The sequence below is a fragment of the Bacillus sp. COPE52 genome, assembly GCF_003355115.1.
Lineage (GTDB): Bacteria > Bacillota > Bacilli > Bacillales > Bacillaceae_G > Bacillus_A > Bacillus_A toyonensis.
In genome coordinates this window covers 890,957-909,018 of record NZ_CP031292.1, presented here as the reverse complement: position 1 = coordinate 909,018, position 18,062 = coordinate 890,957, and the positions used below count along the sequence as shown (strand labels likewise).

Genomic DNA, 18,062 nt, shown 5'->3' with positions numbered 1-18,062 from the left:
GTATTCTGATAGGAATTTAAAAACTATATTGATTGTATGCAATCTTGAACAATTTTTCAATGAAAATGTTCTTATTTAGTTTATCCTTTTTCTTCATAATCAAACAAAATGGAAAAATAACGCTACATACAAAAAATAAGTAACATTTTTTAATATAGCATTAATTGTAGGAAAGGTAAAATAATACTTCTTATTATGTACCTTTATCGCCGACATTTTGCCAACAAAAAAGAACTTGCGACAATCGCAAGTTCTTCCCCGCATTAAGCGCTCTGGTTTCCTTCCATTTGCGTTTTGTACATATCGTAATAACGGCCACGCTTTTTCATTAATTCATCATGAGAGCCTTTTTCTAAGATTGTTCCTCTATCGAGTACAATAATTTGATCCGCACTTTTAATTGTTGAAAGACGGTGAGCAATAATAAACGTCGTTCTCCCTTTTTTCACAACTTCTAGCGCTTGTTGAATCATTGCCTCTGTCTCTGTATCAATACTAGATGTTGCTTCATCTAAAATTAAAATGGCTGGATCAAAAGCGAGTGCCCTAGCAAACGATATAAGCTGGCGTTCTCCGGTTGAAAGTGTACTTCCTTTCTCCGTAATTTCTTCGTTTATATTGTTCGCAAACCTTTCCGCACCCACATCACGTAATGCTTTTACGATGCGATCTTTTGAAATTTTTTCGTTCTCTAAGCTTACATTGGAAGCGACCGTCCCGCTAAATAAAAACGGATCTTGTAATACGATTCCCATATGCTCACGAGTTGCTTGTTTCGGCATTTCTTTTACATCGTGACCGTCAATCGTAAGCTTCCCTTTTTCAAACTCATAAAATTGAAAGAGTACATTCATAATGGAACTTTTTCCTGATCCAGTATGACCGACAAGTGCTACTGTCTCGCCTTGCTTCGCTTCAAAAGAAATATTTTTTAGCACTTCATCTTTTCCATTATAAGAAAACGAAACATTATCAAACTTCACATTTCCTTGCAAGCGAGGCATGCGCTCTTCTTCCACTGCCTCTCCCTTTTCCTCTAGCAATTCGAAGACACGCTCTGACGCAACGCGCGATTGTTCTAAGTTAGCAAGCTGATTTACCATATTTGTAATTGGTGAGAACAATCTCGTTAAATAATCGACAAACGCATACAGTATCCCTAGAGAAATGATGCCTGAAGCACTTAATGAAGCTCCCCCGAAATACCAAATCACACCTGTGAAAGCGATATTTCGTAATACAGACACTAAGTTATGCGAAGTTGCTGCATTTAAATTTAAAATTTTATTTTGATACTTAAAATAATCGCCATTTAATTCTTCAAACTCTTTTTTCGTTTCACGCTCTTGACGGAACGTTTGAATAATTGGCATCCCTTGAATCGATTCATTCACTGTACCGTTAATATCGGATAAACGTGAACGCATTTTATGATTGTATACAGATGCATACTTTCTATATAAAATCGCCCAAACAATTAAAATTGGGATAATTAATAAACAGAACGACGCAAGTTTCACATCGAGTAAAAATAGCGCTGCAAATATCCCGATAATATAAATGAAACTAGAGACGAATGTCGCAAGCACTGTTACGTATAAATCCCGAATCGCCTCTGTATCATTCGTTACACGCGAAACGATTTTCCCTGCTGGTAAATGATCAAAGTACCTGATCGGTAACGTTTGAATATGAGAGAAGACGTCTTCCCTCATAATTTGAATAATTTTGTTTGCTGCCTTCTGTAAGAAAAACTGCTTTCCATATGCAAATAATGACACAATTACTAATAGAGCAAAATAGCCTCCACCAAGTAACAGTAGGGGGTTTATTTCTGGCTTATAAAACGCAAACACTTCTTCCTTCGTTAATGCTTTCGCTTTATACACTTGCACCGCCTTACCATTTTGAATGGTAATCATATCCCCTTTCACAGAACGTGACCCTTCAATATTTACTTTATTTGGTACAAAGTAATATTGAAAACCGACTTGCATCACGCGTACTTCTTTTCCTTTTTTCTCACCTTGTGCAAAGCGATCACTTCGCATATAATAGGCGCCATTATATGCAACAGCATCTTCACTCTTTTCTGTCTCATACCAAGATTTTTCTATCGCGACGATATGATCGTCAATCATCGTTTTAGCGACGAACGGACCGGCAAGCTCAGCGATAACGAAAATAAATAACATCGCCATCGCTGCAAAAATCGTCCCTTTTACTTTCATCGCATATTGAAACAATCGTTTTGAAACACTCATATTTTCACCCCACTATCCGCACTCTCATTTTCACCTTGTTGTCTTTCAAACTGCTCAGCATACCAGCCTCCGTTTCGAAGTAACTGGTCATGCGTGCCTTCTTCCATAACTTCGCCGTCATCCATAACGAGAATCCAATCTGCATGTTGTACGGCAGATAAACGGTGCGTCGTAATAATCGTCGTCTTTCCGCTTCTTTCCGTTCTTATATTTTCAATGATCGCCGCTTCCGTACGAGCATCGACAGCTGATAACGAATCGTCCAAAATTAATATTTCTGGATTTTGAATAACCGCTCTCGCAATCGAAATCCTTTGCTTTTGCCCTCCTGATAACGAAACACCTTTCTCTCCAACGAGCGTTTCTAATCCTTCTGGTAAAAACTCTAAGTCTTTTGTAAACGCAGCAATTTCAATGGCTTTCTCGAGCTCTTCTTCAGTCGCTTCCCTGTTTCCGAATAAAATATTTTCCCTCGCTGTTTTTGAGAATAAAATGTGCTCCTGAGGTACATATCCAATCCACCCGAGTACATTATCACTCGTCATTTTATCTAATGTCACATCAGAAACTGCAATATCCCCTTCTCCAAGCGGATATTGACGAAGAAGCTGACGTACAAGCGTCGTTTTTCCGCTTCCTGTTTTTCCGACAACCCCTAGCGTTTCTCCTTGTTTTAATGTAAAAGAAACCTTTTTTAAATTTTCTTCAGATGATGAAGGATAGGAAAAAGAAACTTCATCAAACTGAATATAATCAGGCTCGTGTACAAGCTTTGGATTTTTCGGATTCTTTACATCTGGTTCATATGCTAACGTTTCATTCACACGATCTAACGAAGCATTTCCTCTTTGCATAACATTAATTAATTCGCCAATTGCAAACATCGGCCAAATCATCATCCCTAAATACACGTTAAAGGAAACGAGTTCGCCAAGTGTCACCTTTGATTGAAATACAAGGTATGCACCGTACACTAAACCAATTAAATAACTAAGACCGACAAGCATTTTCACAGTTGGTTGGAATAACGCATCGATTCTTGCTACCTTCATATTCTTTTCGTAGACGTCATCTCCTAAATGATGAGATCTTTCCTGATCTGCGTTCTCTTGTACGTATGCACGAATCACGCGCACGCCAGCAATTGATTCAAGTACTTTATCATTCATATCACCGAACGCATCTTGCGCAACTGTAAACCTTTCATGCAATTTCTTTCCATATATATTCATCGCATATGCCATAATTGGCAGCGGTATAAGGGCCGCTAATGTAAGCTCCCAACTTATTGTAAATCCCATCATAAAAACGATTGTAAGCATATATAAACTAGAATCTACAAGCGTTAATATACCAAAACCAGCTGTCATAGCGATTGCTTTTAAATCGTTTGTTGCTCTCGCCATTAAATCGCCAGTACGATTTTTTTGATAAAACGTCGGTGTCATCTTGAGTAAATGCCCCATAAATTTCGAGCGCATCGTCTTCTCAAGTACGAACGCACCTCCAAACAATTGATGCTGCCAAACAAAAGTAAGGCCATATCCAACTATCGTAACTCCTATTAAAATAAGAATAGACTCCATAATTGCTGCATTCGTTAACGTTCCTGTTTTTATGTTATCAATCGTAACCCCTAGTACTTTTGGGGGAATAACTTCAACTATATTTACAATTAAAAGCGCACCAATTGCGATACTATATCTCTTCCAATGCTCTTTAAAAAACCATCTTAACTTTAGTAATACTGAAAACAATGTAACCTCTCCCTTCTCGTTTTCGTTTCACTCTCATTTCTTTATCCGCTATCCAAACCAATCACATTTACATTTCGTAACCCATACAATCTCATCACATTTTTCCACCTTCCAAATTTCAGTTTTATAGTAACCATACAAAGTATGGAAACAAGCAAATTGGACAAAAAAAAGCATACCGTCGCTTGACGATATGCACAAAAATGCATAAAAGCGTACGTTACGATATACGCAACGTACGCTTTTTATAAGACAAAAATGCCCTATATATCCGTACGGGTTGCGTAATGATATGAATGTTTTCCGTTATTTAACAGAGCTAAGCCCATTACATTTACGATTACAATCATTACGCACACCCCTTTCATTTATTTTCCATTTATAATCTTATAACTTCTTTGAGTATTCTGTCAATTATTTTTTTGCAAATTGAAGAAAATAGATACCAATCACGATAAAATGAAGAGGATTTCTGACGAGATAAAGCAGTTTGAAATAAGGGAATCTTCTGTAAGAAAGGGCATACAAAATAAAAAAAGAATAAGAAATCGTTTTCACAAACATTTCATTTGAAAAATATTATCAAACCCCCTACAATCACCTTATACTCACTCTTACAAGTTGCTATTTTAGGAGGACTAATCATGACAACTAGCAATACGTACAAATTTTATTTAAACGGAGAATGGAGAGAAAGCTCTTCAGGACAAACAATCGACATTCCATCTCCATACTTACACGAAGTAATTGGTCAAGTACAAGCAATTACTCGCGGAGAAGTAGATGAAGCAATTGCATCTGCAAAAGAAGCTCAAAAATCATGGGCTGAAGCTTCTCTACAAGATCGCGCAAAATATTTATATAAATGGGCTGATGAGCTCGTAAATATGCAAGATGAAATTGCCGATATCATTATGAAAGAAGTCGGTAAAGGTTATAAAGATGCGAAAAAAGAAGTTGTACGTACAGCTGACTTCATTCGTTATACTATCGAAGAAGCTTTACATATGCACGGAGAAAGCATGATGGGCGATAGCTTCCCTGGCGGAACGAAATCTAAACTTGCGATTATCCAACGCGCACCACTTGGTGTTGTATTAGCAATCGCACCATTTAACTATCCAGTAAACTTATCTGCTGCAAAACTTGCACCAGCATTAATTATGGGTAACGCTGTTATTTTCAAACCAGCAACTCAAGGTGCAATTAGTGGTATTAAAATGGTTGAAGCACTTCATAAAGCTGGCCTTCCAAAAGGTCTTGTAAACGTAGCGACAGGACGCGGTTCTGTAATTGGTGACTACTTAGTAGAACACGAAGGCATCAATATGGTATCGTTCACAGGTGGTACAAACACAGGTAAACATTTAGCGAAAAAAGCTGCAATGATTCCACTTGTATTAGAACTTGGTGGTAAAGACCCTGGTATCGTTCGTGAAGATGCTGACTTACAAGATGCTGCAAACCATATCGTAAGCGGTGCATTCTCTTACTCTGGTCAACGTTGTACAGCTATTAAACGTGTACTTGTACACGAAAACGTAGCGGACGAGCTTGTTGGCTTATTAAAAGCGCAAGTAGCTGAGCTATCAGTTGGATCTCCAGAACAAGACAGCACAATCGTTCCATTAATCGACGACAAGTCTGCTGACTTCGTTCAAGGTTTAGTTGACGACGCTGTTGAAAAAGGTGCAACAATCGTTATCGGTAACAAACGTGAGCGTAACTTAATTTACCCAACATTAATCGACCACGTAACTGAAGAAATGAAAGTTGCTTGGGAAGAGCCATTTGGCCCAATCCTTCCAATCATCCGCGTTTCTTCAGATGAGCAAGCAATTGAAATTGCTAACAAATCAGAGTTCGGCTTACAAGCAAGTGTCTTCACAAAAGACATTAACAAAGCATTTGCAATTGCTAACAAAATCGAAACTGGTTCTGTTCAAATTAACGGACGCACAGAGCGCGGCCCTGACCACTTCCCATTCATCGGTGTAAAAGGTTCAGGTATGGGCGCACAAGGTATTCGTAAGAGCCTTGAGTCTATGACACGTGAAAAAGTAACTGTATTGAACTTAGTTTAATCTTATATAGAAGCTGATCTAGTTTTAGATCAGCTTCTTTTTATATGGATACTTCCAAAAAACGGGCATTTAGTTTTGCTTTCGATTTGGTTTTCCAAATCGAACTAAAACATGCCATAATAATTTTAATTCCTGAAGCACTTCTTCATAAGTTCCACGATCACTCCAAGATAATGAATTGCGTTTCAAATCCACTACAGCAGAACCAATTATATTTGCATCGATACAATGATTCTGTGCAATGCGCCTTGCTAAAGATGGCATTTTTGAACCTCTAAAATCCATTGGAACTTCGTCTATCGCAAGTACAAAACCCATGTGCCAATACAAATCAATAGCATACTTCAGGCAAATTTCTTCTAAAGTTCTTCCTACATCCGTACCCTTAAATGAAGGATCTACAACAAGCGCCTCCACGTCTTCTTTAAGAGAAATATCTCCATGAACTTGTGCTTCAATATAATGGTTAAGATTACGGGCTGACTCTTTGTTTATTAAATCTATCAACGGCCTTTCCAGATTAGCCAGTAAATGATTAACTAATCTTGTTGGAGTCAAATTCTCCTTACCAATTGCACACTCTCTTACGAATGCCTCTTCCAAAAGAGCAGCTAAAATCATATCAAACTCTTCATAAGTCCCCTTTTCTTTTGGATCTTGATGCGAATCTAAATACGTATATGTAGAGCGATAAGAAACTTTTGGAGATAAGAGAAAATAACAGGACCCAAAACGCGGAGCAGGCCCATCTGGATGTAACATTAAATTTAGCGCTCCATACTTTGGCCGTTGATCATTCGTTACACCCTCAAGCTGATATGCCCCTCCAAATATTCTCTTTTCCCAAAGGTCACGTTCACCACCAGGATAAGCAGATACGCTTCCGTTAGATAGCAATGTTTCAAACTGACTTTTATATATTCCTTGCTCAAACAGTGCTTCAGCAATACTTTTCATATTCGAATCTAGTCTGTCTGGATGAAAGTGTAAAGCAATCCTCGCGTTTGATTTTAAATTAACGACAGCTTCTTCAAACATTTCATCTGTAATATTAGACATATTAAGTATATGATTAATTGTTGCTTTAGCCCCACGTTTTTCGTTCTCTGCATATTTTGAAATATACTCTAAAGCAAATAATTGAGACCTTGATAATTCCATAATCAAACCTCTCCTTTAATTGAAATGACCTTAATCCTTTCAATTAAAAGCTTGTTCTTTCCTTCTTATGCAACTAACCTAATTTATTAAACCAAACGTAATTTCATAATTCCTAATTATACACACGCGCATTTTTTATAGGTAAATGTACACATTCTACAGAAATTTCATATCCTAGCCAACGCTCAGCAATATGTTCAAATGATAAAATAGAGCCTGTTGTAAAAAATCGATGCTTCGGATTCAAATTGTCAGACAGGATTCCTTTATGCTGTAAAATTGTGCTTAATTCTATCGCTGTTTCTTCTGCAGAACTAATAATCGTTACATCTTCTCCTAGTTCCTTTTTTATATAGGACTCTAGAAGTGGATAATGCGTACACCCAAGAATTAACGTATCTATATCTTCTTTCGTTAATGGCAGTAAAGCTTGTTTCACTTGCTGCGTTACATATGCTGTATCTTCTAATTGATTTTCTACAACTGTAGCTAAAGTCGGGCACGCGTGACTATGCACTTCCAAATATGTATCAAGCTCGTGTAATGCTTTTTCGTACATATTAGACTGTATCGTACCTACAGTTCCAATTACTCCGATTTCCCCTTTCTTTGTCACTTTAATTGCCGCTCTTGCTCCCGGATGTATAACGCCAATAACCGGAATAGACAGTGCTTCTTGCAGCGCAGTCAATGCAGCAGCTGCAGCAGTATTACATGCTACCACTAGCGCTTTTAACGGAAACTGTTTGAGGAACTCAACCATTTCAAATACGAAAGATTGTACCTCTTCTACACTTCTTGGCCCATACGGACAACGCTCATTATCACCAATATAATAAATGCTCTCTTTAGGCAATTGTCTTATAATTTCACTCGCAACTGTTAATCCCCCAACTCCCGAATCTAGCACACCTATTACTGAATGTTTATGACATACAGACATATACTTCATCCCCTTCTCAATCTTCTAGCGTCAATAACATTTATTATATTATGAAAATTCAATATTACATAATAATCCCTTTCTCTTTTAATCACAAACTCTTCTCTATAATCTGATTATTACTATATCCATTGACGTATAAAAATACATTTGTTACTCTTAAATACGTTAATTTAATATTTAAATCCTCATTCGTATCTCGGTGAGGTAGAGGTTGCAGTCATTAAGAGTATCATTTCAGGAGATGTAGTGGCATTGATGAAGAAATGAGAAAGGAATGATTGCCGAAGTAAGTCGTGTCCACCATGCACACTTGCTGGGTCTGCATTTAATAAGTGCAGAACTGTCACAAACGTTTCGTTTGTGGAGAGCTATCGAGAGGTATGTCGTGGGTTTCTTATAAGATAGAAAGCATGTAGCGGCAAATTACGTGCTTTTTTTGTTTTGTTTGGGACTTCTCTTCTCTAATCGGAAGACATACATATCTCCTCGCTTGACTTGGTTATACTAACTTTGGAGGTATTTTCTATGCAACAAAAAAAATGGGGCTTTTGGGTACTAACAGCTTTCGTTGTCGGTAACATGGTTGGCGCTGGTATTTTCATGGTGCCAAGTACGTTGGCACAAACAGCAAGCCCACTCGGTGTCACTTTAGCTTGGTTAACAACAGGGTTTGGTGTTTTAATGCTAGCTCTTGTTTTTGGTAATTTAGCAATTCGTCGTCCTGATTTAACGACAGGACCACAAAGTCATGCATATGCTTTATTCTCAACACCAAAAAAGAAAAAAATGGCTGGTTTCAGTATGGTATGGGGATATTGGGTTGCAAACTGGGCAAGTAACGTTGCCATCATTACATCTTTCGCGGGATATTTATCACTCTTCTTCCCAATTATGAAAGATACACGACTACTATTTTCAATCGGTTCGTTTAACATAGAAGTCGGAAAACTAATTACATTTACGATTTGTTCCATCTTACTTTGGGGAACTCATATTATATTAACTAATGGTGTAAGCGGAGCTGGAAAGCTAAACTTCTTAGCAACAACAACGAAAGTAACTGGATTCCTTTTATTTATCGTCGTTACGTTATTTGCATTCGAAGCTTCTAAGTTTGGACAATGGTACACACCGATGATTGATAAATCAGGTGTATCACACGGCCTTCTTTCACAAGTAAATTTAGCTGCTCTTACAACGCTTTGGGCGTTTATCGGAATTGAATCAGCCGTTCTTTTATCAAACCGGGCTGTTTCTCCAAAAACGGTAAAACGGGCAACAGTTGCGGGATTACTTATTACAGTTGCAATTTACTTAGGAATTACAATTTTAACAATGGGTGTCCTTCACGTTGATACATTACAAGCTTCTGAACGTCCGTTAGCAGATGCACTAAATGCTGCAATGGGTCATGGTGGCGGGAAACTGATGGCATTGCTTGCTCTTACTTCCCTGTTCGGTTCTATCTTAGGCTGGATTTTATTAAGCTCAGAAGTACCGTATCAAGCAGCAAAAGAAGGTTTCTTCCCTTCCTTCTTCACAAAAACAAATAAAAAAGGAAGTCCAATTTACTCATTACGATTAACAAACATTATGTCGCAAGTGTTCTTATTCTCAACATTATCAGGAACCATTGCGGAAGCTTATACATTCGTTATTACCGTATCAACACTGGCCTATCTCATTCCATATCTCGTTTCACCGATCTTCCAGTTAAAACTAGTCGCAACTGGTGAAACGTATAAAAATGAAATGCGGGCAAGAATTACAGATGGTATAGTCGCAGTTATTGCACTTTGCTACGCACTATGGGTTATTAAAACGGGCGCATCCGATATAAAAACGTTCCTTCTCGGAATTGGTTTATTCGTAATCGGCTTTGCCTTCTATCCATTAATGAATCGTGATCAGAAGAAAAATAACGAAAAGAAAAACGGGCAAGTTGCATAACGCAATTTGCTCGTTTTTTCTTTTGTAAAACATATATAATAGAACAAAGAGGTGAAAAACATGTCAATTGAATCACTATGGAGCAGTCGCTTCCAACAACATATGCAAAATATCATTACATACTTTGCACGTATGATTAACGGTTTACTATATAGCTTTATCTTTATTTCATGCGTTGGCGCATATTATTATGCTCAGTTTCTAAAAGCATCTCCTTCTAAAGGAATATCTCTCATACTCATAACGACCGTTCTTACATTTATTATAATGAGATGTCCCATTCGCACCTTTATTCAAAGACCAGATGCCGTCTATTTACTTGCGTTAGAAGAGAAATTAACATCTTATTTTAAAAAATCTCTTCTATATAATTACATCATTCAACTTTTCCCATTATTATTTACGTTCCTTATTCTCGTACCGCTTGCTATGCAATCATTACAATTAACTGTACCGTTCTTATGTACAATCTTTATCGTTTTAATGATTACGAAAGCTTGGAACCTGTACATACATTGGATGTGGCGTGATAGCCATGAAAAAAACATATGGTTCATTATTCGTATTGCTTGTAACGCCCTAATCATTTACATGCTATTTTACTCGGCACATGTTCTCATATTAGGCGGATTGCTCTTACTACTTGCTTTCCTACTTCTATATACGAAAAAACAGCCTACAAAACGAATACCGTGGGATTACATAATTGAGCAAGAAGAAAAAATGGATGTTCGCTTTTATCAATTTGCTAGCATCTTTACTGATGTTCCGCAACTTAATAAGCAAGTAAACAAAAGAAAATGGCTTACAAATTGGATTGAACCTTTATTACATAAAAAACGAGCAACTTTCTTCTATTTACATACACTAGCATTTTTACGCGGGAATGATTATTTCGGTATATATATTCGCTTAGGGCTGATTGGTGCCTTCGCCTTATATTTTATACCAAACACATACGTAAAAGGCGCTATCGCATATATCGTCCTATATATGATTTCTATGCAGCTTCGTTCCCTGTGGAAATATTTTTCGGGAAATATTATTGTAGCATTGTATCCGATTGATACTGAAAAACGAATGAATCAATTTCTTCGCTTAATCTTTATATTACTAAGCATTCAACTCATTGTATTTTCGAGTGTTATACTCATTGCTACAGGTCAATTACTACATACCTTGATTATTATGATAATCGGGGTAATCTGGATTAAATTTATTATTGTACCAAAAACGAAGCAACGTGTTTCTTCGTTTTAACGAAAAGAATTATCTTAAAAGCCAAGGAGAAAATAAATTATCTCCTTGGCTTTTTTATTTTTCTTCCTCAAACAACCGATATTTTATGATTTTTACATACAAAAACGATAATACATGTTTACGTCCTAATAAAAAGGGTATTTATTAAATTAACAGGGCAAAGGAACTGGAGGGAATGAAAAAACATGAATTAAAGTTTCACTTTATAAAAGGCATTGCTCAAGGATGATTCTGGAACCGATACTATAATATAAGGAGCTGACTGCAATGAGTAAAAAAATTGCTATTTTAATAACGGATTATTTCGAGGATACAGAATATACAGAGCCAGTAGAAGCTTTTAAGCAAAAGGGATATGAATTAACAACTATTGAAATGGAAAAAGGTAAAACGGTACACGGTAAGCAAAGAAAAAGTGAAGTCGTAATTGATAAAAGTATTGATGATGTTTCTCCAGAGAACTTTGATGCCCTCTTCATACCGGGTGGATTTTCCCCAGATATACTTCGTGCCGATGAACGTTTTGTTCACTTTAGCAAAACATTTATGGATGCGGAAAAACCCGTTTTCGCTATTTGTCACGGACCTCAGCTACTCATCACTGCACAAACACTTGAAGGACGCGATGTGACTGGATATAAATCCATTGAGGTCGATTTGAAAAATGCTGGCGGAAACTTTCATGATAAAGAAGTAGTCGTATGCCAAAATCAGCTAGTCACAAGTAGACAACCGGAAGATATCCCCGCTTTTATTGAAGAATCGTTGCGTATATTAGGATAGCTACTTTGGTTAACCTCTTTTATTTGTATGAAAAACAAAATGTAATCAGTGGGGGATTTATTTCATCCCCCACTGATTATTAGTTCACACTAATCGCGTGTTTATGGGCAACCCGACTCCCACAAATACACCTCTTATCTCACTCTAAAATTCCCAATCACTATTCATAGGCAGTTCTCATATAGTGAAAATGACTATATAATTCCTATCCATAAGTTAAATCATGATTTTACACATATATAAATACAAAAGATGGGAGCCTAACTATGAACAATACTCCACCTTCAACGCCCCCAAATCCAACGGAAACGAATAATAATGAAGTGAGCTTACAAACGTTACGCGTCATTGGGCTTATTGTACTGATTAGTGGCTACATATTAGTAGCACTTTCTGAAGTAGGAACGTTAAAAAATCTTTTACTACAGCCGAATACCACTCCAAATTTAGCTGAAGTTGATCCGTTTTAAAAACGGTATAAAAAGCGCTCCTCATTATAACTGGTTCGCTTTTTATATCGTTTCACTTTATCCGATCTGAGAAACCTTCCCTTCATCTTGATATTTCTCTTTCCCTATCGCCTTCATAAATAATAAAATACTGCTCATACCAACAATAAAGTACAGAGCACTCATGCCCCAAGATGCAATAAATGAACCTAACATAACACCTAATGCTCCGTTCATTTTCGCCATTTGAAAGACCATCCCGTTAATCGCCATATAAGAACCTCTTGCCTCATCCGGCACCATATCTGCCATAATAGATTGACGCACTGGCACATACATCATCTCGCCTACCGTTTGGAAAAGCCCTGCAATTAATAAAATCAATAAACTATTGCTCGTTCCGAGTATTGTAAATCCAATTGTATAAATGAATAAACCTACATATAAGATTTTCAAATCGTTGAAGCTTTTCAGCATTTTAATAAGGAGTGCCGAACATAACACAACTAAAATTGTATTCTCTGCTGAAATCCAGCTCATCATTCGAATACCTGTTAAATCAAACGTCACACCATTCCTAAAGAAAAAGTGCACCGTTTCAAATTCCTGCTGCAAACGTACTCCTAAATAATTATTAACCTGAAACTCTAAAGATAATGTACATATACTTGCTGCACAAAAAATTAAAAACGCTCTATCTTTTATTACGACTTTATAACTATCCGCCATATCTTTTAATACATTTTTCTTCTCCACCGTTTTTCGTGCTACATACACTTCTTCCATATATAGAGCCATCACATATAAAGTAATAACTGCAATAACTGTTAATCCAATAAACAATTGTAATCTATAGTTTTCAAACAATAGTCCTCCAAATATCGCTCCAATTGCAATGGATAAATTAATCGCCCAGTAGTTAATGGTGTACATCACTTTTCGATTTTCAGGTGTACTCACATCAATTAACATCGCCTCTGTCGCAGGATTCATAAGACCAGACCCTAAACTATTCACTAACATAAAGATAAATGTTAGCCACGGTGAATCTACATAATCTGAATTTGCAATCCCCATACAAGCGATTGAAATGACTTGTATACTTTGACCGATAATCATTACTTTTTTACGACCAAGTCGATCCCCAACATATCCACCGTATAAACCAATTACTAATGAAGCAATTACATTAATAAGTAGTAACGCACCAGCAATTGCACTACCTAATTTTATTGAAAAATAAATCGCCATAAATGGAAAAATCATCGTGGATACAGTACGTGTTAAAAACGAAGTTATAATTCTAATTTTTATATTTCGATGCATACTCCAAAATCCCATCGTTTCCCCCTCCTTATGCTTACTTATTTTACTTTGAAAAAAAGGAAGAAAAAGGTTAGAATATTCTAAAGAGTTTCCCCTTTTATGATAGAAGGAAGTGTATATATGAAAATTATGGACTATTACATTAGACTAAGACTACATGCACAAGATCAACAACATATGCGAAATAGCTTACAAGAATTAGCGGATGTTTTATATTGCAGTACGAAAAACGTAAAGATTTTATTAAAGAAAATGAGCGAGGAGCAATTAATTAACTGGACTCCAGGGCGAGGCCGCGGGAATAAAACGGAAATTCTATTTATACATAATTTCGTAGAAGCGATTGAGTCCTATACAGATGAACTGTTAGCGCAAGAAAAATTAAAAGATATCTTTCTTCTTTTAAAAGAACCCCTACCCCTTGCACTTCAAAAAAAGATAGAAAATAAACTACATCATCATTTTGGATACGAACCTTCAAATGATATGTACGACATATTAAAGATTCCTATATCGAGAAAGATATTTCCATTAGATCCGGCTTTTGTGGCTGTAACTACAGAGAGCCATCTTACGAGTCAAATTTTTGATACGTTAGTCGTTTATAACGATGTTACTGAAAAAATGGAACCACACATTGCGCATACGTGGGAATTAAGTGAAGACGGGCTTACGTGGACTTTTTATTTACGAAAGGATGTATATTTTCATAACGAAACAGTTTTAACTTCTAAAGATGTACGATTTTCATTTGAAAGACTAAAAGAAATTCACTCTCCTTTCGAATGGTTAACAGAAGAAATTGTTCAAATTGAAACACCATCACCATTGCAAATTCGATTCCATTTAGCAAAACCAAATCTATTTTTCTTACACTATGTAAGTTCCATACAACTAGCAATTTTGCCACATGATGCTAGTATTGAAAATCATCATTATATAGGTACTGGACCTTTCAAACTTGCTCATTACTCTGAAGATAATATCGTGTTCGAAGCGTTCACTCATTATTTTAAAGAGCGCGCGTTATTAGACCGTATTGAATTTTGGGGTATTCCTGATCATGTACAAATCGATGCTGATTATGAACTACCAAATGAAGAAGAAAATGAAAGGCATAATATACAAATAGAAGAAATAGGTTGTATTTATGCTAGCTTCAACTTAAAAAAAACCGGTCCTCATCATGACATGTACTTTCGAAAGGCTTGGAGAGAACTATATGATGTTGAAACGATAATTCGTAGCATAGAAGGTAGACGAACAATTGCTGCATCAAGCTTTTTCCCTGAAAGAAGTCGCCAAGTTCCTAATAGGTCCTACTCTTTAGAAAAAGCGAAAGAGTATTTGAAAAAGAGTACCTATAATGGAGAAACGATACATATTTATTTCTTCGCATTTAAAGATAGTGCAAATGATGCACATTTCCTAAAAGCACGATGTAAAAGTTTAGGTATACAAGTAGAGCTTCACCCATTTCTCGTTTCAGATTATATGAATCGTTCTATTGATCAACATGCTGATATTATTTTTATGGGAGAAGTATTTGCTGCCGATCATGAACTTGCATTCTTAAATGTATTTAAAAATAAAAGTTGCTTCGTAAACCGGTTCATGGACCCGCACTATGAAAAACAAATTAACTGTTTGCTAGATACATTTTTATTAGAAGGAAATAAGGAGAAGCGCTACGAGCTCATGTATGAAATCGAAGAATTTTTACAAACAGAACACATCATTTTATTTAACTATCACGTTTTAAAAAGAAAAACATATCCTTCTCCTTTAAAAAACGTAACGATTGATTCATTCGGTTGGGCAAATTTTGCAAAGTTATGGATACAGCCATCCATGTCTTAAAATGTGAGTCATTATAAAAGGAGAGGAACTATGAAACGCAACCTAGAAAAAAGACTTTCCTATCTATACACAGGTGAGTTATTTTCAGTCATTACTTTTATCTTCACAAGTTACTTACTTAATTATGCTTATCCTACATTACATTTATATTCCCTATATTCTTTTTGGGTCTCATTTCTTCTTTTAGAGTTTATCTTATTACAAGGAGTAATTTATTGGTACGTAAAGTGGAAACGACTAAAAAAAGAGAAAACATCTGTTACGCCCATTAGGATGATTCAATATTTAAAAATACTTAAAAAGATAAATATATCATTAATTATCACGGGATTTATTACGTTTACTATTGATTTTGTAATTTGGTATCCCCACTTACCTTTAGGTGGGCTATCATTCACCCTATTTATTTATATTTTTGCATTACTTGAGTACATTAACTATTATCATACTCAGCTTTCATACGATAACATCTCTGATATGAAACATTTAATCAAATCAAAAAAACTAAAGCAGTCCTGTATAAGTAAAGATTTTCAACGTATTTCATAAAAGAGAAGGTACTACATCCTTAGTAGTACCTTCTTCACAATACAAACTATTATTAAATTACTCCATCCAAGTGATTTTTCAAGTTCAATAAATATTGCTCAATATTCGGATTCTTCACCACATCATAACAAGCAAAGCTCTTTAACGGACTCATGCCAAGAAACTTTTGTACGCGATGTAAGTGACTAAGCGCTGACTCTAAACTTTCTCCTTCAAAAAACTTCGTCTTATCTCCAAATGCTTTTTCAGGTGCATTCCAAGTTGTAGAAAACATATATTGCTTCTCTTTTAGTAAACCACCTGTTCCATATTCATCAGCACCTTTAAAGAACAAACCGTATTCATACACTTCATCCATATATGTTTTAAATAGTCCAGGTACACTAAACCAATAAATTGGTGTTTGATAAATCACAACATCCGCCCATAAAAACTTCTCTTGCTCTTCTTTAATACTATAGCCATCTTGAATCGTTGTTGTTTTCACATGATGATTCTCGCTTAATACCGTTACCATATAATCAACTAACGTTCTATTTAATCGTCCTTCTTTCGTACCGTATTTCTCATGTCCATTTATTATAAAAATATTTTTCATCGCTTTTCTCTCCCCTATATGATCTACTCTTCAGCTATTAAGCCCAGTTGCTGCTTTAGCGTAAGATTATCTTCTAAATGCCAATCTTCCGTTATCATTCCGTCTTTCACATGCAAAATATCAATTGCAAAAAAATTGATTTTTTTATCATTATGCGTTCCTGTAAAAGAAAGACGAGCTGTTACTTTATCCCCAACAACTAATAAATCTTCAATCTCGCAGTGTATATTAGGAACGACTTTACGAAAATTTTGCGCCGCAACCTTTAATCCTTCAGTACCTTGCGGACGACCTTTCGGTAATGTATTATCAAAGAAATTTTCCGTAACAGTCTGCGGAATAAGATCCTCTTTACCTGTATCCCAAAATGCATAAAAACGCTGCGCTGCATGAACCATTTCTGTCGCTTCCTTTTTACTTAATGAAGAATCAATTGTCATTGCTTTTGGCTTTGGCATTTCTTTTAATAACTGAATTTCAGTTTTTTCTTCCACGCCGCATGCTACAAGTACAATACAAACAACAAACAAACTAAGGAACATAAACAATTTTTTCATACTCATGGAAATCACCTCCTCTTCATCTAAACCCTTTTTATTTCATATTGCTATTGTATATGCACTAACTTCCTTTATGGAAGTAGTGATATTTTTTTCATATAGTTACCAAAAGTATAGTTTTGTGATACTATAAAGCAAATTCATTCAAAAAATTTTTATGGAGGCTAGTTCCATGAACAATATAGATTCAGTTGTATTAACGAAAGGTTTACCTGGCATACCTTGTCCTATCGCTAAAACGCTTGACGTAATCAGTACAAAATGGACGTTTTTAATCATTCGTGACCTTCTTATTGAAGGAACTTTACGTTTTAGTGATTTACAAAAATCAATGGACGGCATTAGCCCAAAAACATTATCGCTTCGCCTAAAAGAATTGGAAGCACAAGGGATTATAACGCGAAAAGTATATCCAGAAGTTCCGCCCCGCGTAGAGTACACTTTAACGGATAAAGGAAAGCAATTAGAGGGGATTTTTATTGAATTAAAGCGGTTTGGATTAAGTTTATAAACGA

Annotated in this window: 15 protein-coding genes and 1 riboswitch; of the genes, 8 read left to right on the top strand and 7 right to left on the bottom strand. The window is 36.0% G+C overall.

Going from position 1 to position 18,062, the window contains the following annotated elements; translation table 11 throughout:
• Positions 1–263 precede the first annotated feature (263 nt).
• Together DPQ31_RS04470 and DPQ31_RS04465 are read right to left on the bottom strand one after the other, a co-directional pair.
• Positions 264–2,264 carry an ABC transporter ATP-binding protein gene (locus DPQ31_RS04470; RefSeq protein ID WP_097957725.1) on the bottom strand — a complete coding sequence of 667 codons (2,001 nt, stop codon included), beginning with the start codon at positions 2,262–2,264 and terminating at the stop codon, positions 264–266.
• Positions 2,261–4,021 (bottom strand): ABC transporter ATP-binding protein, encoded by a 1,761-nt coding sequence (locus DPQ31_RS04465; protein WP_208731584.1) that lies wholly within the window; start codon positions 4,019–4,021, stop codon positions 2,261–2,263. Before DPQ31_RS04465 ends, DPQ31_RS04470 begins: the two co-directional genes overlap by 4 nt.
• 644 nt (positions 4,022–4,665) lie before the next feature.
• On the opposite strand from DPQ31_RS04465, the gene gapN reads away from it, so the two are divergent.
• Complete coding sequence (gene gapN, locus DPQ31_RS04460; RefSeq protein ID WP_016107897.1) at positions 4,666–6,105, top strand: NADP-dependent glyceraldehyde-3-phosphate dehydrogenase; 1,440 nt, start codon at positions 4,666–4,668, stop codon at positions 6,103–6,105.
• Positions 6,106–6,174: 69 nt separating this feature from the next.
• On the opposite strand, the gene DPQ31_RS04455 is transcribed toward gapN, so the two are convergent.
• Entirely contained in the window at positions 6,175–7,266 is a 1,092-nt protein-coding gene (locus DPQ31_RS04455) for a DUF3626 domain-containing protein (RefSeq protein ID WP_097957723.1), read from the bottom strand.
• 112 nt (positions 7,267–7,378) lie between these two features.
• The gene (gene racE, locus DPQ31_RS04450) at positions 7,379–8,209 is read right to left on the bottom strand and encodes a glutamate racemase (protein WP_085450137.1); all 831 of its coding nucleotides are present in this window, start codon (positions 8,207–8,209) and stop codon (positions 7,379–7,381) included.
• 200 nt (positions 8,210–8,409) lie between these two features.
• A riboswitch (Lysine riboswitch) is annotated at positions 8,410–8,591 on the top strand.
• A 146-nt stretch (positions 8,592–8,737) separates the two neighbouring features.
• Between racE and DPQ31_RS04445 the strand changes: the two genes are divergently transcribed.
• The 4 genes from DPQ31_RS04445 to DPQ31_RS04430 all read left to right on the top strand — a co-directional run bounded on the left by DPQ31_RS04445 (position 8,738) and on the right by DPQ31_RS04430 (position 12,675).
• Positions 8,738–10,162: an amino acid permease gene (locus DPQ31_RS04445; protein WP_001186296.1), complete on the top strand. Its 1,425-nt coding sequence runs from the start codon at positions 8,738–8,740 to the stop codon at positions 10,160–10,162.
• Positions 10,163–10,222: 60 nt separating this feature from the next.
• Positions 10,223–11,422, top strand: a complete 1,200-nt coding sequence (locus tag DPQ31_RS04440) for an ABC transporter permease (RefSeq protein WP_208731583.1) — start codon at positions 10,223–10,225, stop codon at positions 11,420–11,422.
• Positions 11,423–11,689: 267 nt separating this feature from the next.
• Complete coding sequence (locus DPQ31_RS04435; RefSeq protein WP_000037539.1) at positions 11,690–12,205, top strand: type 1 glutamine amidotransferase domain-containing protein; 516 nt, start codon at positions 11,690–11,692, stop codon at positions 12,203–12,205.
• A 266-nt stretch (positions 12,206–12,471) separates the two neighbouring features.
• On the top strand, positions 12,472–12,675 hold the full coding sequence (locus tag DPQ31_RS04430) for a hypothetical protein (RefSeq protein WP_001066489.1): 204 nt from the start codon (positions 12,472–12,474) through the stop codon (positions 12,673–12,675).
• Between the two features lie 57 nt (positions 12,676–12,732).
• On the opposite strand, the gene DPQ31_RS04425 is transcribed toward DPQ31_RS04430, so the two are convergent.
• Positions 12,733–13,995, bottom strand: a complete 1,263-nt coding sequence (locus tag DPQ31_RS04425) for an MDR family MFS transporter (protein WP_208731582.1) — start codon at positions 13,993–13,995, stop codon at positions 12,733–12,735.
• An 84-nt stretch (positions 13,996–14,079) separates the two neighbouring features.
• Between DPQ31_RS04425 and DPQ31_RS04420 the strand changes: the two genes are divergently transcribed.
• Positions 14,080–15,840 (top strand): SgrR family transcriptional regulator, encoded by a 1,761-nt coding sequence (locus DPQ31_RS04420; RefSeq protein ID WP_208731581.1) that lies wholly within the window; start codon positions 14,080–14,082, stop codon positions 15,838–15,840.
• A 30-nt stretch (positions 15,841–15,870) separates the two neighbouring features.
• Positions 15,871–16,389, top strand: coding sequence for a general stress protein (locus DPQ31_RS04415; protein ID WP_208731580.1), 519 nt, complete (start codon positions 15,871–15,873; stop codon positions 16,387–16,389).
• Between the two features lie 52 nt (positions 16,390–16,441).
• Here the strand turns inward: DPQ31_RS04415 and DPQ31_RS04410 are convergent, their stop codons facing one another.
• Positions 16,442–16,987: an NAD(P)H-dependent oxidoreductase gene (locus tag DPQ31_RS04410; protein WP_098710687.1), complete on the bottom strand. Its 546-nt coding sequence runs from the start codon at positions 16,985–16,987 to the stop codon at positions 16,442–16,444.
• Positions 16,988–17,010: 23 nt separating this feature from the next.
• Positions 17,011–17,550, bottom strand: a complete 540-nt coding sequence (locus DPQ31_RS04405) for an ester cyclase (protein ID WP_098710686.1) — start codon at positions 17,548–17,550, stop codon at positions 17,011–17,013.
• A 169-nt stretch (positions 17,551–17,719) separates the two neighbouring features.
• Here DPQ31_RS04405 and DPQ31_RS04400 point away from each other — a divergent pair, with 169 nt between their 5' ends.
• Positions 17,720–18,058 (top strand): winged helix-turn-helix transcriptional regulator, encoded by a 339-nt coding sequence (locus DPQ31_RS04400; protein ID WP_001059478.1) that lies wholly within the window; start codon positions 17,720–17,722, stop codon positions 18,056–18,058.
• The last annotated feature ends 4 nt before the right edge of the window (positions 18,059–18,062 follow it).